General features: G+C 60.8%; 9 protein-coding genes and 1 pseudogene. 2 read left to right on the top strand and 8 right to left on the bottom strand.

What is annotated here, in order from left to right:
* Positions 1-106: 106 nt before the first annotated feature.
* The 4 genes and pseudogenes from FJ398_06085 to FJ398_06070 form a co-directional block, all read right to left on the bottom strand.
* Positions 107-661 carry a phosphatidylglycerophosphatase A gene (locus FJ398_06085; protein ID MBM3837519.1) on the bottom strand — a complete coding sequence of 185 codons (555 nt, stop codon included), beginning with the start codon at positions 659-661 and terminating at the stop codon, positions 107-109.
* Positions 662-785: 124 nt separating this feature from the next.
* A complete protein-coding gene (gene pgsA / locus FJ398_06080; protein MBM3837518.1) occupies positions 786-1358 on the bottom strand; it encodes a CDP-diacylglycerol--glycerol-3-phosphate 3-phosphatidyltransferase in 573 nt (190 codons plus the stop codon).
* A 144-nt stretch (positions 1359-1502) separates the two neighbouring features.
* Positions 1503-2606: pseudogene (locus FJ398_06075) on the bottom strand (MiaB/RimO family radical SAM methylthiotransferase).
* Between the two features lie 760 nt (positions 2607-3366).
* Complete coding sequence (locus FJ398_06070; GenBank protein ID MBM3837517.1) at positions 3367-3867, bottom strand: hypothetical protein; 501 nt, start codon at positions 3865-3867, stop codon at positions 3367-3369.
* A gap of 900 nt (positions 3868-4767) precedes the next feature.
* Here FJ398_06070 and FJ398_06065 point away from each other — a divergent pair.
* Positions 4768-5625 (top strand): hypothetical protein, encoded by an 858-nt coding sequence (locus FJ398_06065; protein MBM3837516.1) that lies wholly within the window; start codon positions 4768-4770, stop codon positions 5623-5625.
* Positions 5626-5801: 176 nt separating this feature from the next.
* On the opposite strand, the gene FJ398_06060 is transcribed toward FJ398_06065, so the two are convergent.
* The 3 genes from FJ398_06060 to FJ398_06050 form a co-directional block, all read right to left on the bottom strand.
* Positions 5802-6662 (bottom strand): type II secretion system protein, encoded by an 861-nt coding sequence (locus FJ398_06060; GenBank protein MBM3837515.1) that lies wholly within the window; start codon positions 6660-6662, stop codon positions 5802-5804.
* Between the two features lie 44 nt (positions 6663-6706).
* On the bottom strand, positions 6707-10336 hold the full coding sequence (locus FJ398_06055; protein ID MBM3837514.1) for a hypothetical protein: 3630 nt from the start codon (positions 10334-10336) through the stop codon (positions 6707-6709).
* A 485-nt stretch (positions 10337-10821) separates the two neighbouring features.
* Positions 10822-11154 (bottom strand): DUF4404 family protein, encoded by a 333-nt coding sequence (locus tag FJ398_06050; protein MBM3837513.1) that lies wholly within the window; start codon positions 11152-11154, stop codon positions 10822-10824.
* A gap of 572 nt (positions 11155-11726) precedes the next feature.
* On the opposite strand from FJ398_06050, the gene FJ398_06045 reads away from it, so the two are divergent.
* Positions 11727-12653, top strand: coding sequence for a rhomboid family intramembrane serine protease (locus FJ398_06045; protein MBM3837512.1), 927 nt, complete (start codon positions 11727-11729; stop codon positions 12651-12653).
* Between the two features lie 206 nt (positions 12654-12859).
* Here FJ398_06045 and FJ398_06040 read toward each other — a convergent pair whose 3' ends face one another.
* Positions 12860-21235 (bottom strand): tandem-95 repeat protein, encoded by an 8376-nt coding sequence (locus tag FJ398_06040; GenBank protein MBM3837511.1) that lies wholly within the window; start codon positions 21233-21235, stop codon positions 12860-12862.
* Positions 21236-23981: the final 2746 nt, after the last annotated feature.

Raw genomic sequence — 23981 nt, 5'->3', positions numbered from 1 at the left:
CGATCTCAACCACTTTTTTAACGATTTAACCTTTTAACCGATTTAACGCGAAGCAGTGCGCGTGATCATTTCCACGCAAAACGCGTGAAGATGACACATCCCCTTCTCATAGCAGCCAATTCGGCTGAATGAAATAAACGCCCAGGACACAGAGATTCACGTAAACAGCGGCCAGAACATCGTCCGCCGTCACGCCGTAGCCGCCCGGCAAGTTCTGCGCCTGCCGAACGGGCCACGGTTTAAGCACGTCGAATGCCCGGAACGCGGCCAGCACCCCGAGCACGGTCAGCCACTTCTCCGAACGAAAGAAAAATCCGGCGTCCGGCCAATGTCCGCTTTGGCGCCACGCCACGATGATCCAAATGGCGAAGCACGCCGGCACGGCAACGATTTCATCAAGCACGATGGAGCCGGGATCCTTTTGTCCCAATTCCTGTTCCGCCCTCCCCGTAACCAGGACGGACAGCCCAAAGCTAAGAATCAATCCCAAAGCGAAGAGGAGAGAATTCGCCGGCGAAATCAAGAAGGCGAACCAAGCCAATCCAAGCACCGACCCGATCGTTCCCGGCGCGACGGGTGATCGGCCGACGCCGAATCCCTGCGCGATGAAAACAACCAGCCGCTTCATGCGGAAAGGGCCGCGGTCTCGGGAAGCTTCCATGGTTTCGGAACCCTGCGCACAGGTCCCGAACAGGTAAGGACGCGTTCCACCGCGTCCCTGGAATCGCTCCTTCGATAACGGAGTAGAGTCAGGGACGGAGTGGAATCCGTCCCTACCGGAGCGTTCATAGATCCTTAAGGAAGAGGTTGCGGTTGCGGGAGAGATAAAGCGCTCCCGAAACCAGTGTCAACGCTACCGCAACCCATTTCGCCAGCTCCGCAAACGCTGGCACCCACCCGTGGAAAAGCCATTTGCCCCACTCACCCCATTCGGGATAGCTGGCCAGCACCAGCACCGAGATGATCGCGATGACTTGCGAGAACGTTTTATGTTTGCCGTAGCCTTCCGCGGCCAGAACGACTTGTTTCGATGCCGCCAGCAACCGCAAGCCCGTAATCGCCAGTTCGCGTGCCACGATGATCACCACCATCCAGGCGGCGACTTGCTCGCGCCCAACAAACGCGATGAAGGCCGAGCAAATGAGGATTTTGTCCGCCAGCGGATCCATCAAGATGCCGAAATCCGTAATGAGCCGATGGCGCCGCGCGATTCGTCCGTCAAGAATGTCGGTGACGCTGGCCACGACGAACAGGACGAGCGAGCACGTATTCGAGAAAGGAAAACTCCAGAAGACGACACCGAGGAAGGCGACCGTCAGGACCAGGCGTCCCAAAGTGAGCCGGTTGGGAAGGTTCATCTATAATCACCAGCAAGGCAGCACGGCAGACAAAGGCGTCAGGTGTTACAACAAGGTTAACTGGTTAAATGGGTTAAATGAGCTAAATGGGCAAATAGTCGATCGCTGCTTGCGGGCCCTCTGTAACTGATTACTGAATATTGATCACTGATTACTTTCTGCGGCCGGCTGCGCGATCAAGTCGTAATCGGTGTGGCCAACGACTTTGACATCCGCGAATTCGCCTAACAGCAACCGTCCGCGCACATAAACGCGGCCATCGATATCCGGCGCGTCCGCCTCGCCGCGGGCGATCAAATAAGTTCCCTTCAAGGCCTGGCCCGCCTTCTGGCCGCTGCGAATCAGTCCGTGTTCCCAGGACGAGACATTCGCCTTGTGAAGGTCGGCTTCCGTCGCCTTGCGTTCGACGAGCACTCGAATCTCGCGCCCGACAAAGGACTGCGAAACGGCGCGGGCCACGCGCAACTGCTCGGCCATGGCGCGGCGGCGGCGCTGCTTTTTGATCCGTTCCGGCACCTGACTCATCATGCGGGCGGCCAGGGTTCCGTCCTCCTTCGAATACGTGAACACGCCCAGACGCTCAAACCTCGTTTCGCGGATAAAATCCAACAGCGCTTCAAAATAAGCCTCGGTCTCGCCCGGGAATCCGACGATGAAAGTCGTTCGCAGCGCGATTCCCGGCACGCCGGCCCGGATTCTGGCGATCAGGTCGCGAATATATTGCTGCGAAGTTTCGCGGCGCATCCGTTCCAGCATGTTGTCGTGGATATGTTGCAGCGGCATGTCCACGTAGCGCGCGACTTTCGGGCATGCGGCAATCGTGCGGATCAATTCGTCGGTCCAGTGCGCCGGATGGGTGTAAAGCAGCCGGATCCAGAATTCGCCCGGCAAATCATTCAGCGCGCGCAACAAGGTACACAAGGTCGCCGCGCCGACGGGCAAGGCACGGGCCGCGGCTTTGAAATTATCCGGCGCTGCGATGGAGCCAATTCGATTGGGGCGCAAATCCAGGCCGTAGTAAGTGGAATCCTGCGAAATCAGATTCAGTTCTTTGACGCCATCCGCGATTAGACGCCGGGCTTCCTCAACAAGATCGCGTTGGGGCCGGCTGCGGTGCGAGCCGCGCATCCTTGGGATCGTGCAAAAACTGCAAGGATGATTGCAGCCCTCCGCGATTTTGACGTAGGCAAAGTGCCGGGGGGTAAGCCGAAATCTCGGCGTGGCGTAATCCGGAATGTATTTCGGGCGCGGTTGAACAGCAACGAGGGCTTCGAGAGGGATGGCAACGCGCGATGTATGCGCGAACCCGCCTTCCGCTTTCATCGACGCCGCACCAACCGCGATTTCAGAACGCCCCGTTTTCCTACTCCTAATCCCCTCGAGGTCGTCCCCTCGTCGAGTAAGCTTAGGGGTAAGCTTAGGAGTAGGATTAAGATTAGGACTGGGAGTGAGAATCCCGGCCTCCGCTTCCTGAAGCCGGGCCATTCGCCGGGCCAAAGCCGCGCGGACCACTTCCGAAATCTGCGCCACTTGATCGATCCCGATGAACGCATCGACTTCGGGCAGCAACTTCGGCAATTCCTCTCGGAACCGTTGCGGCAAACAGCCGGACACGATCAATCCCTGCCCCGGATTTCTCGCCTGGCGCAACGCATCGGATTCCAGGATCGCATCGACGCTCTCCTCCTGCGCAGAGTCGATGAACGAGCAAGTGTTGACGATCACCACATCGGCGTTCGCCGCGTTGTTGGTGATTTCAAATCCGTCTTTGATCAGCGAGCCGAGCATCACTTCGGCATCGACCAGGTTTTTGGCGCAGCCGAGCGACACGAGGCCGACGCGAATTGGATCAGCGTTGTCGAAAGTTTTCGTCACTGGGCCGGGAACTTAAGGGATGCGATTGGCGGAAGGCAACCGTAATGCGCAAAACGTAAAACGTAATGCGTAAAACGCAACTTCACGCACGTCTCACGTCACTTACGTTTTACGTTTGACGTTTGACGCTAACTCATTCGTTTGGCCGGGGGAGCGGCAGCACCTCGCCGACATTGGTTCGCGGCGGCTGATAAAGTCCCGGCCCCAGTCCGGAGAGCGGGTCTGCGGTCTGGTATCGCTGCCAGGCACGATAACTCCAGAATCCCAGAGCCAGAATCAGCGCCCCTCCGAACAGCACGATGACGAGTTGCCAGTTCAGCTTGGACGCCCAAAGCATGACCGCGTCAACCAGTCCTCGCGGGCTTCCGGCCAGGCTTGAAGGTTCGCTGAACTCCTTCGTAGCCGAGAGTTCGGCATCCAGGTCGGCCATGACCTTGGAAGTGTCGAGCTTGAGTAAATTGGCGTAACTTCGAACGAAGCCCTTGATATACACGGCGGCGGCGAAGACCCGGTAGTCTCCCTCCTCCATGGCCCGGACATGATCCGTTCGGATTTTCGTCGCAGCCGCGACGTCGCAAACGGTCAGTTTGCGTTTTTCTCGCGCTTCCCGAAGTTGTTCGGCGACGCTAGCCATTCGTTTCTTAGTAACGGTTTTGGCGCTGCTTTGCCAATCTCCGAACCGTCCACGTTGCCCGCGACAGTAAGCTTCTATCAAAGGCGCGACAAGAGTAATCCGGTAATCGAGTCCGCCACTGGTGGGGCGGAGCTCCGTACGTGGTAGGGACGGATTCCACTCCGTCCCAAATCAGACCTTGAGGCAGACTACCGCCCAGGAGGAGACGATGGGCCAACGGAGGCTCCTGGTTTTTCCGTTGTCCGTCTCTCCGTTCAAGGGACGCCACAAGGATTAATCAGGGATGGAGTGGAATCCGTCCGTACCGACACTAACCACATACGGCAGACCGGCAGGACTGCCCTACCGCTTTTGTAGGCGTTTCAGGCCACTAACCCGGGAGGCAGCCAGAATTCGGACAGGCTGTCTGTTTGCCCGTCCACATTTGAGACACGCTCAGAGTTGGCAAACTCTGAGAGGCACGCGAGAGCAGTGTTTGCGAAACCTCCACAGGCCGAGATGCTTGCTAGACACATCGGCTGAAACCTGATAGATTCGGACTGGCTTCCCGGATTGGCAGGAACGTAAGATGCAAAGACACAAATCCGGATGAAACAGCTTATGGAGCAACCCTCGGAAACTGTGCCCCAGGTGCCTCCGGCCCGGCTCCACCGAGCGGCGAACGTTGCTGTTCGTCTCGGTTAGTTGCCGTTCAACCCAGTCGGAAGCCGACAATCTCACGCTCATCCAGCGTCACGCCACTGTCGTTCGAGATCTGTTGGTGAAGATGAAAGGGGGCGAAGAGATCGGCCGGTTTGGCGATTCCTTTTTCATTCAGTTCAATCAATCCGAGGTCGCTCTCCGCTTCGCCCTTCAGCTTCAAGCGAACATCCGGGCCTGACGCGCCCCATCTTCAACGAATTGAGGCTGTCCACCAAGAAAGACGACCTGAAGCCCTTCGGCGTTTTTGCCTGGTTTGACCACGGCCCGTGTGAAATCGCTGGCGTCGAGACTCCCGTGGAAGTCTGCGAAATCCGAGAGGGCACCGAAGGAGGAGATAACCCTCCGTCCGGGCTGACGCGCGCCTCCGCTCGGAATGCCGAAGAGGAAACCGCCGTCTGGGGCTGGCGGCCTGGCCCCGGCTCTGCGATTCCCGGAACCCGATTCGCGTTGGAAGAAAGATTTGCCGACGGCCGTTTTGGCGAGGAATGGATTGGCGGCGAACCCAACGTCAAAGAAAAGCGCCTGTTCCAATTCTGCGATGGGGTGGGCCGCGTGGCGGGCGATCTTCGCGCCGCGATCAAGGAGCGCGAGGCACGCGTCGGAGCGCAAGCCCAGACCAGCCGGCGCGAGATGATCCAGAAGATTGTCATGATCTCGCTGTCGGTTGTGGCTTTCCTCGCGATCGCGATTTTCGGGCCGAAATATCTGCGGCGGCGACGACAAAAAGCGCAAGAGGAACTCAAACGAAAACCAGGCAGCAAGACCTCGGGCAAGGAAGATGCGGCCAGGCTAACCTGCGAAGAATCCCGCGGTGGCAAAGCGGATTCAGGAGATCAAGGAGAAGCCGAAGGCGGATCCACAACGCATAGCCGCCCGGCCGGCGCGGTGCGGGAAAAGAAGAAGGAAGAAGCGAAAGAATCCGCGCAAAGTTTTTTCAACTTGATCGTGCTCCCCATCGCCCTGGTGATCATCCTGGGCACGGTGCTTCAGCAATTCGGCCCGAAGCTGAAGAAACTCATCCACAAGCCTCCGCCCCCTCCGCCGCCGGAGGAATAGTCCGGCCTTGTTCACTTCGTTGGCTTCTGAGTTTTTAACAAAAGGCAACGAAGAGAACAAAGAAGTCGGAGAATTGGTGCACCCGCTTTCCTGGACTGAGATCTTTGTTCCCCTGAGGCGTGAAACTCTGTCGGAAACGCTTCAACACTCCACGCCTCAAACGCTCCACACTCCGTTCACCGCTCTCCGTACGGCTTGGTCCCGACGCCGGTGGTCATCCAGCTTTCGTGCAGCGCGTCCGAGGTGCGTTTGGCCGTGACCCATTCCGCGTGGCCGTCTGCGAAACCCCAGTTCCAGCCTTTCGCTCCATGATTGTTGATCGGGTCCGGCGAATTGTTGGCGTCGTCCGGAATGCGCTCCAGTCCATCGTCCGCATCCAGGACTATGACTATTTTCGTTGGGGCAAAGGCCGTGGTGGTCGGGTTCTTCCGAACCCCGTTCAAGTGTTCACGCTCGAAAATGCCAAAGAACTCATAGCTATGGCCGCCTTTGTTGTATTCGCGGTCGCCATGCGAGGTGACTCCCAGGTCGATGATTTCACCCAGGCGGTTCGTCACATTCTCTCGGACGATGTTCTTGGTGTTCGGACACACGAAGATTTTCGTTGTGGAAAGGTATCTCGGATAGAAGGAGAGTGGCGCTTCGTCACTGCCGATGGTAGCGGTATTGTAAAAATATCCCGGATAATCATCGCTGTAGAGGTGCGCCGCGAACATGATCTGGCGCGTGTTATTCTGGCAACCGATGCGGCGGGCCTTCTCTTTGGCCTTTGCGAGGGCCGGCAACAGCATGCCGGCCAGAATCGCGATGATCGCGATCACGACGAGCAACTCGATCAACGTGAAGGCTCGTTTCCAACGTCCGGTAGGGACGCATTCCACTGCGTCCCACTTTAGACCTTGAGCCAAATGGCCGACAGCGTGCGGGACGATGGGAACACTGAGGTCTCGGGTTTTCTCCGCGTCCGGCTCCCGTTCGATGAGCTTGGCGGGGAATATCAGGGACGCGGTGGAACGCGTCCTTACCGAGCTAGCCATTCGTTTCGTCACGTTCGTTTGCATTCAAGCCTCCGATCTTCGGGTTAACGCCCACGGCTTAGCCGATAGAAAGTCGCGCGGGCGCCCGCGGGAAGCGGCGTGGTCCATTGCCCGCCGGTCTGGTCGCGGGCCATCACGGTCCACGACCCCGAAGCCAGCGTCGTGGAAGTTTCGACGGCGTAAGGCGCGCCGCCTGGATTCGAAACCTCCAGGACGAGATTCCCGCCGGAGAGCGAAACTTTGCTGATGCGCAGGTCACCGCCAGCGGCGCCGCGCGTGGGCAAACCGTAAGCGCGCGCGTAAAGGAAATGTGCGTCCGACATACCCCAGGCGGTCAACCCAAACCGGTTCGTGGCACCCGCCGCGGGTCCCGTCCAGCTCCACGTCCGAACCGAGCCCGGATCATCAACGTTTCGGGCCGACATGCGAAACTCCCCATTGTTGTTGGCGAACTCCACGGCGAACGGGCTGCCATTTCGAAACACAAACGTGTTGTCCCCCACAAGGATATCTGACCAGACTCCAGCCGACTTCCGGCTCACGCTCACGCCTTGCGGCACCCGCGTATTTCCGGTCGCCTCGCTCACGAAGAGCACGCGCGAGTAATTGTTCGTGTCCTGAAAATCATACACGAAGCCGAGGCCATCGTCGTCGAACGGGTGAAAGCCGAGTTCGAGGAAGTAGTTGGGCACTCCGGGCGGAGGCGCCAGCAGAATGGTGCTCTCGCCATTGGCCTTCGGTTGATTGACCGTTCCGGTGGTGGCGGTGCTGTAGTTCGACAGTTCCATGATGGTTCCGTGCGCGCTGACTTGCCAGTTGCCGGCGGGAGTTCCCGTCACGGGCCGCGTCCAACCGGGCGGCAATTGCGGCAACGACGGACTGGCTTGCCAGATGGGAAACTGGCTCCAATCCTCGCGAAATACTTCAGTGCCGCCCGCCGTGATCACCACACTCTCGATGAGGACGCCGGCGTTGACCGGATTCTCCGGCGTCAACGATCCACCGCTTTGCCCCCAATCCCCGATGCCAAACCGGCCCGTCGTCAACTGGTCGTCGGTGAAGCGAATCACGACTTCGGAGGCCGCCAGCCAGTTCGGCGGCGTGGCTTTGGCATCCCAACCCACAACGCGCACTTCAAAATTCGAGCCTTGCGCAGTGACGGTGATGCGCACGCGTTTGTAACCGGCGCTGTCCGGGGGATCGGTCGCGATCGTGGCATCGCGGGCGAGGTCGGCAAACTGGCCGTTCACGCGCCGTTGGATGGAAACGCCATAGACTGGCCGCGCCGGGACATCGTTGTTGGCCTCGCCCAGGATCGTCACGCGATACCAGTTGTTCTCGTCTTTGTAGCGGAAATAAACGCAGTTGCCGTCGTTATCGCCCACGCTAAAGACGGTTTGAGCCGTGAAATCGTTCCAGGCCGGATTCCAAACATTCGTCCGGATGATCAGACGCGACCCTTCAAAGCTGGCGTTGTCCACGAAGAAACCTGCGCCGAGGAAATTCGTGTCGTTCGCGTTCCGGAAGTCGTTGCTGTTTTCCCACGCGCCTTTGAAGCCGCGCCCGAAATCCCGGATCGCCCATTGACCGGGCAACGCCGGATCGCGCTGCACGTTTTCCCAGCGCGACGACAGACCATCCGATGCCACGAGTGCTTCGGCGGTATTCGGATCAGTGCCGCGTTGGTACTCGACCAGATTGCTCTTTCCGTCCTTGTCCGCGTCGCCATCCGCCGCGGCCGTGAAGCCGCCGAAGTTAGATTGCTCCCATTTGTCCGGGAGTCCGTCGTTGTCCGAATCGGCTTCGAATCGCGCGGTAATGGTGTAGGGACGGTTCAATCGCAGATTCAGCGTGCGCTCCGCCGAAGCCAGATCGCCGGACCAACCGGCGAAAACGAATCCTGGATTGGCCTGCGCGGTGACAACGACGTTCGTTCCTTCCGGCAGCCAGTCGCCGGTCGGCGCCGTGACTTGTCCGCCCGCGCCGGCGGTGGCCGCGAGTTTGACTTCCGTGCGCCAGATCCAGGTCAAACCGGAAATGTCGTTCAGCGTGAAACTTACACTGGAAGCCGTGCCGTTCGCGGGAACGGACCCAAACCCCGTCCAACCGGTTACCACACGCCGCACGCCGGGCAGGTCCTCAACCGGACTGGCCACAGACGCCGCGACTGTCGAGCCCGGTGGGAAGGCCTGGAGTCCCGTGCCGGGGTTTGGCGCGCCGAAGGCAGAGTTCACCTGGAGCGGCACGCCGTCGATTCCCTGAACGCGCACGAAATCAAATTCCGTCCGCGACATGCCCCAACTGAAAAGCCCGATCTTACCATTCGCCACCGCAGCTCCGGTGAGATCGAATGGCCCGTAAGAAAACGATTGCGCGGTGCCCGTCGGATTGCTGACGAGCAAGATTTGCAGCCGATTCCCCAGCACCGCCGCCGTGATGTCGTAGGCCACATTGTTTGGCGGACTGAACTTGACGGGGTTGTCGCGATAGACCTCTTCAAAGACACCATTGACCACTTTCTGAATCGAGAGACCTTGCGGCGGACCGGTCGCTGAATCCTGCGCTCGCAGCGCGACGCGGTAGAAGTTCTTCTCGTCCTTGTACCGCAGGAGAATGCCGTGTCCGTCATCGTCCGCCGGAATGATCCGCGCGGTCATGACGTAGTTGGACCAAGTGACGTTTCCGGCGATGACGGAAGGCGCAGCGAAATCAATGGCGCCTTCGGCATCATTGCCGCCAAACGAGTCGCTGTTCTCGTGCAACGTGCCCAGGGCATTCGGCCCCAACGCCAGCGACCAGATCGGCCGTCCGCCGTTGCCGCTGCCGGAATCCAGTCCGCTGCCATCGGTCCGCGGAGGCACGACGGCTGTCCAATTCGTGAGGGCATTCGGGTTGCCGACAATTTTGACCGGATCCAAGGTCGGATTTTGAATCCGAAACGCGCGCAAAGCCGTCCCGCTCATGCCCCAGACAACCAGGCCGACGCGGCCATTCACCGGGCCTGGGAGCGGTTTCGATTCCACGAGTTTGTATTCGGTTTTGGCGCCGTCCGGATCGTCCAGCACCGTCAGGCTGAACAAATTATTGCCCGTCACCGCGATCGTGACGTCGAAGGGTTGATACTGAGTGTTGAAAAATGATTCGACGTGGTCCGGCGTGCCGTGGCCGAAGAGGTTGGTCGCAACGTTGCTGACTTTGCGGTCCACGTTCCACCCGTTCCACGGATAACCCGGCACGGTTCGGCGCTGGCGAGTAAAGGTGACGCGATAAAAGTTGTTGGCGTCCCGGTATCCAAAGATAAGGCCGAACGCGTCGTCGTCGCCCGCGGTCAGACGCGCCTTGTAGGTGAAATTGGTCCCGGCGTTGGCATCATTGATTAGCATCACCGCCGTGGCGCTGGGCGAGGCGTCCGCGGCATCCGTGTAAATGTTGCTCTGTTCGAGGAAGGACTCGCTGACGATGTCGTATTGCCAGCGCAGCGGGCCATCCAGGTAATTGGCGGTGGGCTGCACCGCGGTCCAGCCCGGAATGCCGCGATTGAAATCGTCTTCAAAGAGGAGCACGGCCGGGGCGGAGCGAGCGGTCGGAATCGCGAAGAATGCCGCGCAAAGGCAAAGCGCTGAGAGAATGTTTCCTGGCAATCTCTGAGCCGATGTTCCGACCACGGATTTCACAGATTTCGCGGATGGAGATGCGATCGCATCGGCGTTTTATCCGCGAAATCCGCGGTAGAATCAGGTTTGCGGCGAAGTTGAACGAAGAAGGAGCGCGTTGTCATAGGTCAGTTTCTGATTTGGCTCATCGGTTCGCCTGGCACACGAGGCAGGCAACTCAAATACAACAATTGTCCCGGGCTGAGCAGGCGAGTTTTCCGATTGATTGCACGCAGGCTAGACATCGCATGGGCCTGTGTCAATCCGACGGAGCGCCGGGTGCGATTTAAGTGTCGGTCAGCGACTCCGATTGACTTCCCTCTCTCCCCGCGAGGAACGAGGGGGAGAAAGTTGGAGAGAGGGTTGCTTGGAAACATGAGAAGCGATCCAACGCTCCTCCTCTCCCCAGCCCTCTCCTCCCTTCGGGAAGAGAGGGAGAAGACCTCGTGGACCGACAGTTTTAATCGCACTCAGCGCGCGTTACGGTTTCATGAAACGATGCAACTTCAGATGCCCAAGTTCGAGAGCGTCAGACAGATTCGGTTCACAATCTCGACGAGCTTAGGATGGGAATTCTCGAAGCCGGTGACCGAGGCGGACAGGCCGTCGAGGGCCAGCCTGGTCAACTGCGGGTTCTTTTCGTCGCGCATCGCTTCGTGAGTCGAAACGTTCGTGAAGCCCGCGATGCTCTGCGCCTGTTCCCCGTGCGTCCGGGAAAGCTGTTCGATTTCGGATTTGAGCGTGGAAAGCAAGTCGAGCAGTTCGGCCTTGTTCTCTTCCTTGATCGACTCCGTTTTCCGGAGCCGCTCTTCAATTTCAACAATCGTTTGCCGGATCATATCCGTTTCAGATGCTGCGACAACATAACCGAGTTTAGCGCATCCGAAAAGCCCGCATCCCTGCCGCGAACAGGCCCTTAATGCCGTGGGGAATGGGAGGGATCGGCGGAATGGGATTGCCGTGAGCGGTGTACTCTGAACAGGAGCAACCAGAAGAGCGATGGCCAACAACTTCAGCTCCTTCCCATGAACCGTCGGTTCGGACCGCGGCCTTTAGGCCGCTTCAGCCCTCGACTGTGGAGAGTGCGCGGAAGCAGCCTGAAGGCTGCGGTGCGCGCAGTTCTCGGTTCACGGGCAGTGGGCATGGTTCTAAGAACCGTGGAAGCTTCCTATGAATCCCCCATCCCAATTCTGGGACACCACTTCGCATGAAAGTTACGCCCCTTGGAATTCAACGACTTGCTACTACTTTCAGGGGAAACCGTCTCCCCGATCGTGGCCTTTAGCCCGCTTCAACGCCGACGATGAAGAGTGCGTGGAAGCAGCCTAAAGGCTGCGGTCCGCACGGTCATGTGGCCCATTTGTGGATTGCGTCGTGACGCTTGAGCCTGTACCGCTAGGCACAAAGCTGTATGCGGATGATTGGCCATCTTCAGAATGAAGCGCACGCGCGCACGTTCGGCGACTACCTCTATGTCCAGGGGATCAGGAACCAGATCGAAGCAGAGCGGGACGGATCCTGGGTCGTCTGGGTCGAGGGCGAAGACGACGTGAATCAAGCGCGCGTCCTGCTCAACGGCTTTCTCTCTCGGCCCGATGACACGGAATATCGCTCCGTGGCCAAACGCGCGACCGAGCTTCGCGAAAAGGAAAAGGAACAGGACGAAGCGGCCGCCCGGAGATACATCAACGGGGCGGAACTATTGCGCTCCCAGGAATCGTACAGCATGGGGCCGGTGACCATGACATTGATTGGCATCAGCGTGCTGGTCTGGGCGGCAATGGAGTTCGGCGGCGACAAAGATTTCTGGAATTTCCTGTTCATCAGCGAATACGACGCCGACGGCATTCTGGCGCGTTTGCGCTACGGATTGCCCGAGATTCGGCACGGCCAGGTCTGGCGCGCCATCACGCCGATTTTCATGCACGCGCCGATGGTGCCGTTTCCGGGGTTTCTGCACATCCTGTTCAATATGCTCTGGATGAAAGATCTCGGCAGCATGGTGGAGGCGCGCCAGAGCCCCTGGCGGCTCGGCCTGCTCGTCCTGGTGATCAGCGCCGGCTCGAATCTCGCTCAGTTCTTCGTGAGCGGCCCGAACTTTTACGGGATGTCCGGCGTCGTGTACGGCTTGCTGGGTTACATCTGGATGAAAGCGCGCTTCGATCCCGCGTCCGGCTATTTCATTCACTCGTCGATCGTCGCCTTCATGCTGATCTGGTTTGTGTTTTGCCTGACCGGCATCATGGCCGTGGCCAACACCGTGCACGGGGTCGGACTGGCCATCGGCGTCCTCTGGGGTTTTCTTGGATCGATGGGGCGATCTCGGAAAGTGCGGTAGGTGCGGTGGGGACGGATTCCACTCCGTCCCTGATTAATCCTTGCGGCGTCTCTTGAAGGGAGAGACGGACAACGGAAAAACCAGGAGCCTCCGTCGGCCCATCTTCTCTTCCTGTGTGGCGGTCTGCCTCGAGGCTTGATTTGGGACGGAGTGGAATCCGTCCCTACCGCCACTCCAAGGGCAGGCTGGAAAACCTGCCCTACTTTTCACTGGACGATGATGCGGTAGAAGGTCAGCGCGCCCGCGACGGCTTGCGGATCCTGGATATCCACAATGCCCGTCACCGGAACGGGCGTGATCGAAGTCCAGTTCACCAAGTCGGCGGAGGACTCAACGGTGGCGGTCTTTCCAGCCGGAATGCTCAAGCGGAATTGGAATCCGGCCACCGGATCGAAACGCGCGTCGGAAACGACTTGCTGGACGGTCAACACCGCCAGGTCGCTCACGACCGAGCCGCCCGCGTTGCTGACAGTCACCGAGTAAACGCCCGTGTCAGCGACCTGGGCAACGGCCAGCGCCAGCGTGCTGTTGGTCGCGCCCGGAATGGCCGCGTTATTCTTGAACCATTGGTAGCTCAAAGGCCCGGCTCCGGTCGCCGTCACGCTGAAGGACACGTTGGTTGCCCCGGCGAAAACAATCTGCCCGACCGGTTGTTGGGTGATGACCGGCGCAGCCCCGATGGTCAAAGTGGCAGGTTTGCTTTCGACAAACTCCGTTCCGCTGGCTACGGCCACCGTGTATTGCCCGGCGTCGCCTGGCTGGACGTTGGAAAGGGCAAGATTGGCTGAGGTCGCTCCGGGAATCGCGACGCCGTCTTTGCGCCATTGAAAGGCCAGAAGCGCCGGCCCCCCAATGCGCACGCTGAAGATGGCGCTGCTTCCCGCAGTGACGGTCAGGCTTTGAGGTTCCTCAAGAATCGTCAGCGGGATGCGAAGGTCCAGCCTCGCCCGCGGACTGGCCACGGAATCCGAGGCGTTGCTCACCAAGACGGTGTACTCACCGACATTGGCCGCCCTGACATTATTGATCGTCAGCGTGGCGTTCGTCGCTCCGGGGATATCGACCCCGATAAACCGCCATTGATAGCTCAGTGGCGGAGTGCCAACGGCGGTGACCGCGAAGGTCGCGGAGCCATTCAAAGCCGCCACCTGATCGACGGGCGGCACGGTGATGGCTGGCGCCTGGTTGATGCCCAGAAAAGCAGCGGGGCTTTCGATGGTGCTCGCCGGGTTCTGCGCCACGACCGTGTAAGCGCCCGCATTGGCAGGCTGAACATTCGGAATCTCATATGTGGCGTTGGTCGCGCCTGTGACGCTGACGCCGTTGAAACGCCATTGATAGGAAATGGGCGGGGTCCCGCTCGCAGCCGCGATGAAGGTCGCAGTATTGCCGGGCTTGACCGTCTGGCTCTGCGGCGCCAGCGTAAAAGACAAAGGCACATTGACGGAAAGGCGCGCCACGGCGCTCGTGCTCGATCCCGCGAAATTGGAAACCACGACCTGGTAATCCCCGACGTCCGCCAGCTTGACGCTGAGCAAGCCCACCGAACTATTCGTCTCCCCGCGAAGGGGCAGACCATCTTTCTGCCATTGGTAGTTGATCTGGGAAGCAACCCCGCTCAGCGCGCTGGATGGATCTGTCGCCACGACAAATAAGGCCACGGATTCTTCCAGTGCCTTCGCTTGAGATTGAGGCTGCGCCGTGATGGCCGGCCCGGTGCTGAATAGATAGCTCAATTTAACCGTGCCGGTCGCGCCTTTGACGCCATCGACCGCGACGTAATAGGCCGTGCCTTGCTTGACGTTCACCGTCAGGGCGCTCGTCTTGCCATCGGCGCCGCTGTTATTATCGCAGCCTTCAAGCTTCAAACTGGCGAAATCCGTGCCCGGCCCGGTGTACACCGCCAGCACCGTGTCGAAATTGCTGCCTTCGGTGCTGATGCGCACCGGCCCGTTGGTCACCGCCAGGTAAACAAACCACTGGGAAGCGCCGCCAATGACATCGCAATGGTTCGGTTCGCCTTGCTCTTTGGTGGCCCCGAAAGTGTTGAACACTTGCGAACCGGAATACCCGCGCGCCACCGAACCGCCCGCGTTCTTGATGAAATCGCCGGACAGGGACTGCAATTGCTGTCCGCCGGTCAAAGACGGTGCGCTCTTGAATTTATCGACCGCGGACGAACCGGTCGTGCCGACCTGAACGATGGCGGGCAAGCTCTCGATCGAAACCGGATTTTGTCCCGGAGGATTGGCCGTGATGCGCACCGTGTACCTCGCGGCATCGGTGTCGCGCACGCTGGGGATCGTGTATTGGTTCTGGGTCGCGCCCGGAATGGCTGTTCCATTGTTCAACCACTGGTAAGTCAGCGCATCTCCGCGCGCTTCTACGCGGAGAGTGACCGGCTGGCCCGAGGTCACAGTTTGGACCAGCGGTGGCGCCGAGGTAATCTCCGGTAGCCTTTGCGCGGTTTGCTGGAGTTTGAAGCCCACGACGATTTTTCCGGCGGCGCCGCCAAACCCTCTCACGCGGACGAGATAACTTGTGCCTTGCTGAGCGTTGAATCTTACTTCGCTGGCGAAGAAGCCGCCCCGGTCATCGTCCGCCGCCACTTCCGTCAAGTTGGGGGCAACTCCGGTAAACACCGCCAGCTCCGTGTCGAACGTGCTTCCCACCGTCGTAAACGTCACAATACCGCTCTGAGGGGCGCGCCACGAAAACCATCGTTCTTCACTGGCGCGCGCCGGAGCGTTTTTGCGCGCGACCTGGCCGCCAGCAGCACCTCCTTCGTTGCTGCCGCCGTCAAATGATCCTTCCGAAGACTCAACGGGAGCGGGCGGATTCTGCGCCGAGTTACTCGATTGGATCGGAGGCAAGATAACGGCCAGCGTGGCGGGGTTGCTCGTGAGAGCGCCGCCTGGATTGCTGACAACGACGTTGTATGTGCCTTGATCACCTGGCTGGACGCTGGAAATCGTCAAGCTCTGGCTGGTCGCTCCGGAAATGTTTATGCCGTTCTTTTGCCACTGGTACGTCAGCGGTGAATCCCCCGAAGCGGCGACTGTAAAGGTCACCGTGGCGCCGAGGTTGACGCTCTGGCCTGCCGGGTGGGTCTGGATGGAAGGCGGGCGAATGACCGTCAAGAACGCATTGCCGCTGATTACTTCTCCGGCCACGTTGCGCACTGCCACGCTGAAGTTTCCGGCGTCCGTTTCCTGCGCACTGGCAATCACCAGGCTGGGGCCAGTCTGCCCGGGTATATTCTGTCCTTCAAAGCGCCATTGATATGTAAGCGGACGCGTTCCGGCCGCCACCACGCTGAACACAACAGAAGCGCCGTTGGTCGCGCTTTGGCTTTGGGGTTGCGTCACGATGGTCACACCCTGGTTCACCACCAGCGTGGCCGGGTTGCTCACCACCGGGCCGGCGGCGTTCGCCACCACGACCTGAACCGCTCCCGCGGATGTCGCCTGGATATTGCTCAGGTTAAGAGTCGCATTGGTCGCCCCCGGAACATCGACGCCATTGACGCGCCATTGGTAGATGATGGGCGCCGTGCCCGTCGCCGTGACGGAAAAAGCCGCGGTCCCTCCAGCGTTGGCGGTCTGGTTTTGCGGGTGTTGCGTGATCGTGACCGGAGCCAAAACGTCCAGCCTGGCGCCGGAACTGACCGCAGTTCCGGCAGCGTTGCTCGCCACGGCAATGTACTCGCCGACGTTCCCGGCCTGGACATTGGGAATCGTCAGGGTTGGCCCGTTAGCTCCGGCAATTTCAGTTCCAGGAAGGGCCGCGAGTCTCCCGGCAGAGAGCAGCGACACGCTGCGGCCGCCGCTCGGACTGGCCGGTCCCGCCGCACTGGCGACAAACCGCCAGCGATACTGGATCGGCTCCGTGCCGCTGACACTGACGGTGAAAGTCACGCTGTCGCCCGGCTTCCCGGTCTGGCTTTGAGGCTGGCGCGAAAACGCGGGAGCAGTGGCCACAGTCAGCGTGGCTGCGGCGCTATTGGTCGAACCCGCCGGATTGCTCGCCACGACCGAGTATCGGCCCGCATTGGAGATTCGGACGTTCTGCAAATTCAACGCCGCGCCTGTCTCGCCTGGAATATCCACACCGTTGAACTGCCATTGCAGTCGCGGCGGAGGAACGCCCGCGACCTGGACCGTGAACGTGACATTCGTTCCCTCCACCACCGTCTGGCTCTGGGGTTGTTCGGTGAAGGAAGCCACCGCGTTGACGATCAGTTCCGCGCCTTGACTGTCCAGGAACGCGCCGGATTCATCGGAAACGCGCACGGAATAAACTCCCGCCTTCGTGACGTCCACGTTGAGAAGCACCAACGACGGGTTGGTTTCGCCCGGCAGATCCGCGCCCTTGAAACGCCATTGATACTGAATCCTGCCGCGGCCCGTTGCCGTCACCACCAGCGTGACGTTGCCCCCCGCCAGGACCGCCTGGCCAATGGGCTGCTTGGTGATGCGCAGCAGTTCGATCACTGATAGCAACGCGTCGGCGCTGGTAACGCTCGTGATTCGATTCCGAACGGCGACGGAATAAGCGCCGGCATGGTTGGTCTGGACGTTCGACACCGCATACACCGAATTGGTCGCGCCCGGAATGTCCGCTCCGTTGAATCGCCATTGATAGCTCAAAGGCTGGGAACCCGTCGCGATCACGCTGAACGTGGCGAGGCCGCCCGCCACCACTTCCTGCTTGTCCGGCTGCCGGGTGATCACGGGTGGCAAGGCATTCACGGCAATCTCGAAAGTCGTCCCTGCGCCCGCGCCCGTATTCTCTTCCACTCGGACCGTAATGGTGGCGGTGCCGGTCTGGTCCTTCGCCGGCGTAATCGTCACTGTCCGATTCGTGCTTTCACCCGTGAACACGATGTTCGCCACTGGAATTAGCGTCGGGTTTGAGGAAGTGGCAAAGACTCTTAAGTTCGCAATCGGCGTGTCGGGATCACTGATCGTGAACGCGATGGCCGGCGTAGGCCGGTTTTCCGGGGTGGTCTGATTCGAGATTTGCGTAATCGTCGGAGGCAAGTTGACGCCGGCGCGAATCACGATGCGGAAGCTTTTGGTGTCGCTCAGAGGCGGCACTCCGTTGTCGGTAACGCGGACGCTCACCACGTTGGTGCTCGGCGGCAGCCCGGGCGCTGCCGCAAACGCAAAGGCGCCCGTCGCGCCATCAATCGTCGCTTCTCCGGGCGCGCCCGGATCCAGGCTGTAGGTGAGGAGGTTGGCCGGCAAATCCGCGTCCGTGGCGCGCGCCGTCAATCGCACGGTTTCGCCGACGACGATGGGTTGGTCCGGGATCACCGCCAACACCGGGGCGACGTTCGCTTCGGTGACGACGATGGTCACATCTTGCGCGGCGCGCACCGGAGGCGTGCCGTTGTCGGTCACGCGCACGTTGATCACGTTCGTGCTGGGGCCTTGCGCTTCGGTCGGTGTCCAGGTGAACACGCCGGTCGTGGGGTTGATCGTGGCGCCGGGGGGCGCGCCCGGAGCGAGACTGAACGCTAAGATTTGGGCAGGCTGGTCAGGGTCGGTCGCGCTCGCAGTAAACGTCAATGGGCTCCCTTCCGCGATGGTTTGATTCGCAATCTGCGCCAAGACCGGAGGCTGGTTCAGGCGCGTCACGATCACGGTGAAAGTTCGATTCGTGCTCAGGCTTGGCGTCCCGTTGTCCGCGACCTGGATCGTAATGCGATTCGTGCTGGGGCCCTGCAAACCGGTCGGTCTCCACGAAAATTCTCCGGTGGCCGGATTGACGGTGACTCCGGTGGGCGCGCCAGGGCCAACGCTGAAAGTCAAAATGTTGGGCGGCAAGTCCGGATCGTTCGCGCTCACGGGAAAAGTGAGCGCCTGTCCCGCCTCAACGGTTTGATCCGAGATCTCTCCGAGCGTCGGCGGCTGATTCACTTCGGTGACGTTGAGAGTGAATCGGTTGGTCGCACCCAACGGAGGAATGCCGTTGTCCGTGGCGATGACGGTGATCTGATTGACGCTTGGTCCCTGGGTTTCGGTCGGTGTCCAGGTGAACACGCCGGTCGTGGGGTTGATCGTGGCGCCGGGGGGCGCGCCGGGACCCAGGGCGTACGCGATGGTGTTGGCGGGAACGTCCGCGTCCGTCGCCGTCACGGTGAGAGAAAACGGACTTCCTTCAGGAATCGTCTGATCCGCGATGGGGGACAGGACGGGCGCGGTATTGGACGGACTGACCTCTACGTTGAAGGTAATGCTCGCGGTTCCGGGCGGCGTCGCGTTGTCGGTCACGACGATCGTGATCGGAACGGTCGTCCCTCCTTGCGCCGCGGTGGGCGTCCAGGAGAATGCTCCCGTGCCCGGATTGATCGCAGCTCCCGGCGGCGCGCCCGCGCCAAGGCTGTAGGTCAAAGGATTCGGAGGCAGATCTGAATCCGTCGCCGCGGCCGACACAGTCAATGGATTGCCCGCGCGAACTGTTTGATCCGCGATGGCGGCCAGGACGGGCGGCGCGTTGACTTCGTTGACGGTGATGCTGACTACTTGAGTGGCGCTGAGCGGCGGCGCTCCGTTGTCGGTCACGCGCACGGTGACCTGGTAGCTGCCAGGCCCTTGAGCTTCGGTCGGCGTCCACGAAAGCGCTCCCGCGGGGCTGACGCTCAATCCGGGCGGCGCGCCGGATTCCGCGGAAAACGTCAGCACCTGCGCCGGTTGATCGGTGTCCGTGGCGCTGAGATTCAAAGTCAGCGCGACGCCTTCGTTGATCGTTTGTGGCGCGATCGGAGACATCAACGGCGGCGTGTTCGACGCCGCGACCGCGATGCTGAAACTCTGCACCGCGCTCAACCCGCCGCTGTCGGTCACTTGCACAGTCACGGACTCGGTCGAGTCGGGCAATCCCGCCGGAGGCGTCCACGAGAAAGCGCCGGTCGTCGGATTGATCGACGCGCCGATGGGGCCGCCGAAAGGCAGGCTGAACGTGAGAGTTTGCGCGGGCAAGTCGGGATCGCTCGCGCTCACGGTGAACGACAATGTTTGCCCGCCCCGGACGCTCTGATTTTGGATCGGCGCCAGAGTCGGAAGCGCGTTCACTTCCTGAACGTTGATCTGGAAACTCGCGGTCGCTGTGCCCCCGGCTCCGTCCGACACGCGAACATTGATCGAGTACTGGCCGGGCCCCTGCGCTTCCGTCGGTGTCCACGTGAAAATGCCGGATGTGGGATCAATCGATGCGCCCGGAGGCGCTCCGTCCAGGCTGTACTGGAGCGGTTGGGCGGGCAGGTCGGGATCCGCAGCAACAGCGACCACCGCCAGCAGGCTTCCTTCGTTGACAGTCTGGCTGCCGAGCGCGGGGAAAACCGGGGGTTGATTGGCTTCGGTTACCGTGACCGAGAACGACTGGGTCGCGCTCAAAGGCGGCGAACCAGTGTCGGTGACCCGCACCGTGATCGTGTAAGTTCCAGGTCCTTGTGCTTCCGTCGGCGTCCAGGTAAACGCGCCCGACGGACTGATGGACGCACCCGGTGGCGCGCCTTCCAAACTGAAGCTCAGCGGATCGGGCGGCACATCGCCGTCGGTGGCCGAGGCCGTGAACGTCAGAGGATTTCCTTCCGCGACGGTTTGAGAAGAAATGGGACTCAACGTGGGCGGATCGTTGACCGAGGCGATGTTGATGTTCACCGTCGCCGCGCCTGAAGTGGCGAAACCGTCGTTGACCGTGAAGCTGAAGCTGTCCGGCCCGTTCACGTTGGGATTAGGCCGGTAAGTCAGATTGGGAGCAGATCCGCTCAAAGTCCCTCGCGTGGGCGAACTGCCGATGCTGAAACTCAGCCCATCGCCGTTGGCGTCAAACCCTGTGAGGGTGATGTCGACCGATCCATCCTCCCGCACGCTGACGCTCTGGCTGTTCGCGATCGGCGGGCTGTTCACCAGCACCGTGCCCGGCGTGAACGTCGCGGTCAGCGCCACCGCCTGCCGATTGGAGACCTCGCGAACGACGGGGACATCTCCAAAAGTGATCTGCGTCGAGCCGCCCACGCTGCTGGTCGTGAAACTGACCCGGAGCAACTCCAAAGTCCCGGCGGGGAAGCTCCGGCCAGGGGGCATCCCTATCACGACGCCAAGCCTGCCGCTGGCCGCCTGCAGATTATTCACGTTCAGCGTCGCCGCGGTGACACTCCCCCCGATCGTCGTGCTGGCAAAGGTCAAGCGAGCCGGATCGAAGTTCAGGGTGAAACCCAGCGCTGCTTCGTTGCCATCGGCGACCATCTCGATGATTGCGGTGCCGGTCGAGTTCTCGCCGATGGTCGTACTGACGACGCGAACGACCGTCGCGGCGAAGGCGGAAGCGCCGAACAAAGAGACCAAGAAAAATACCGCCAGCCAGCAAGCCAGCGTGAAGGAGCGCGGGCAGCTTGCCCGCGCGGTGTTCAAAGAGTCGCGCGAAAAACCTGCGCGGGCAGGCTGCCCGCGCTCCTTTCGCGAGAGTCTTGAATGAGCTGAAGTCGTCAGCAGACTCAACCGCTTCATGATATTCATTGACCTGTGTGTCAGAGGTTGAGACGAAGTGAAAGCGCCGGCCATAAGCGAGCCCACCGGCGCTCCGACTTACCGCACAGGTCGAACGCGGTAGAACCTTCCCGGAAGATTCTTCGCGTCCGGATCGACGAATTCAGCCTGCCCGTTCGTGACTGTCACGGTCTTGAGCAGCGTCCAATTCACCAGATCAGGTGAAGTTTCGATCACCAGTTCGGTTCCCGGCGCGCCGGCCAGACGCAGCACCAGCTCACCCGCAGGCGCCCGGTCCACGACGCTCAAATTCCGCGCCGGGCGATTCTCCAACGCTGGAGAATCCGCGCCCTGAATCGTCACGGTGGCGTCCGAATAACTCGCGCGCAATTCATCGGCGGTGACGCTCACGACTTCGCGGCGAACCGGCGCGTCCGCCAGTTGCACGAGGGAGATCGCTTCGGTGGCGGAAGCATTGGAAGAGAATTCCAGTTCCAGGACTGCTCCGGTTCCGGCGCGCAGGGATTTGCCGGCCGGGAGGGCGAAGGCCACCCCAACGCGGCCATTCTCAAGTTCGCGGTCATTCAAGAGCAAAGTCGCTCCTTGAGCGCCACCGGTCGGCCGGGCGCCGACAAAACGCATGGCGCGCGGGTCGTATTTCAAACTGAACCCGACTGTGTTTTCATCGCCGCGCGCTTCCACGGACGCCAGGACGATGAAGTGCTGGCCGCGCTGCACTCTGCGATCATGGAGGCGAACACTTCGCGTGATGCGGCCTGAAGATTTCAAAGCGACGTTGCTTCCGCCGGAACTCAGGCCTTGCGTGCCGGTCGCGCCTTGAGATGTGCCGGAAGGGCCGCCGGCTTTGGGCACTTTGGCGTCGGCGCCGGTCCCGATGAGATCCAGGCCCGTCGCATAGCGCCCCGCTTGCGTCCAATCGGCCAGGCTGATCTCGCCATCCCCTAACGACTCGCGGGGCGCGCAGTCCGCCCGCCGGAATTCGCTCGGGCTGCTGGGATTCTCCAGATGGATCGCGAAGATTCCAACCTTGGTCCAATCCGTCACCGTAACCAAGCCGTCGTTGTTGCCAAACGGCGCCGGGGTCACGTCCGCCTCGTAGCCGAGAGAAATGGCCAGGTCGGCTCCCGCCGGCGCCACGGGCAGCCGGGCGGCCTGGGCATCCACCACTTCAGGGAAGAGCGGGAACGACGAGAAGCGGATGCGAGTGACCTCTGGCTGAGCGGTGATCGGAATGTTGAACCTGATCAACGCAACTTGTTTCGTGCCGGCCGAGAAAACTTGCCCGGCGGGCAGCGCCAGGGCGAAGCCAACTTGTCCCTGGTCCGCCTGACTGGGATTAACCTGGAGGTTCGCTCCCACGCTGGTGCCGCTCGTATCCGCTCCGAGAATCACGCTGTCGAACGCGATCTTGGTCTTGTCGAAATCGACGCTGAAGCCAATCGTGTTTTCGTTGCCTTGCGCCACCAGTTGCAGCGGCACCGCCACCTGCGCTCCCGCCAGTCCAGTCGTGTTAACCAGCCGCAAAATGCGAGGCGTGATGAAGGCGGTGAAAGTTCTGGAGGAGGTCGAGTTCGCTGACGCGCCGTCATTCGCGATGACCGTGATGATTGCGTCGCCGGACGTCACGCCGGCCACGGGCTGAATTCGGACGGCTCCCGGTTGGGTCGCGGTCGGTTGATCCACCCCCACAACCGTGACTTTTGTCGTGTTGCCCGAAGAGGCCGTCAGGGTGACGGTCTGTCCTTCCTCTCCTTGCGGACCTGGAGAAACGCCTAAGATCGAAACGGTGACCACGCCGCTGTCCGGGTGCAGACCGATGTTCTGGATCGGCGCCAACGTCGGCGGATCGTTGACCGCATTGACGGTGATCGAGACCGTCGCAGGCGGAGAATCCTGGAAGCCGTCGTGGACGCGGAACGTGAAGGAGTCCGGTCCGTTGTAGTTGAGGGCGGGCGTGTACGTGACGTTCGGCGGAGCACCGGAAACGGTGCCGCGCTGCGGCGGTTGTCCCATGGTGATCCTGAGCGTCGCGCCTTCCGCGTCGGTTCCCGCCAGCGTGATCGGTTTGGGTGTGTCTTCGTCCGTGGAAACCGTTTGCGCGGTGGCGACGGGCGGCTGATTCGGGGTCACGGTCAACGTGCCGCGCGTGATGTTCAGCGCGTAGTTCTGCAATTTGCCGGACGCATCCTGGAACGTCGGGAAGATATCGTAGTTGCCCGGCGGGCTTTGGGCATTGGCGAAGCTCGAGTAACCGATCGAGATCGAATCGTTGTTGCGCAGCCCCGAGAAACTCCCGGTGAACGTCGGGTTGGGCTGGCCAAACCCACGGGAGGCGCTGTTGACATTAATGTTCAACTGCGCGCGGGCCACGTTGAACGATTGGAACGCGGGCTGGGCTGGATTGAAGTTCTCGTTCCCATCCTGGCTGGCGACCAGCGTCACGAACTCGGCGTCGAGGATCTGAATCTTGCCGTCCGTCCCCAAGACCGCCGGACCCGAACTGACTTCGATTCGCACCGGCAAACCGGCGGAAGAATTGGCCGGCGCGTTGAAAGATGGCTCGCCATATGTTTTCCCCGTGATGGGCGCGAACTGAATGGTCTGATTCCCCTTGAAAATCGTGAGGTTCTGGCCCACGTCCGGCGCGCGGTTGTAACGGTCGTCCCCCAGTTGCTGCGCGGTGAGGTTGACGATGCCGGCGCCGGTGATCATGAGGAGTTTGCTGGTCGTGGACGTCTCCAGAACCAACTGGCCTCGGATTTCGCCGCCGCCGTTGGCCGCGGTATGAATGTTAATGTAAGTCTGGCCGCTG

Source organism: Verrucomicrobiota bacterium, from assembly GCA_016871535.1.
In the GTDB taxonomy this organism is placed as follows: Bacteria; Verrucomicrobiota; Verrucomicrobiia; order Limisphaerales; family SIBE01; genus VHCZ01.
Note: the sequence above shows the minus strand (reverse complement) of the source record. Positions and strands in the feature narration are given on the sequence as shown.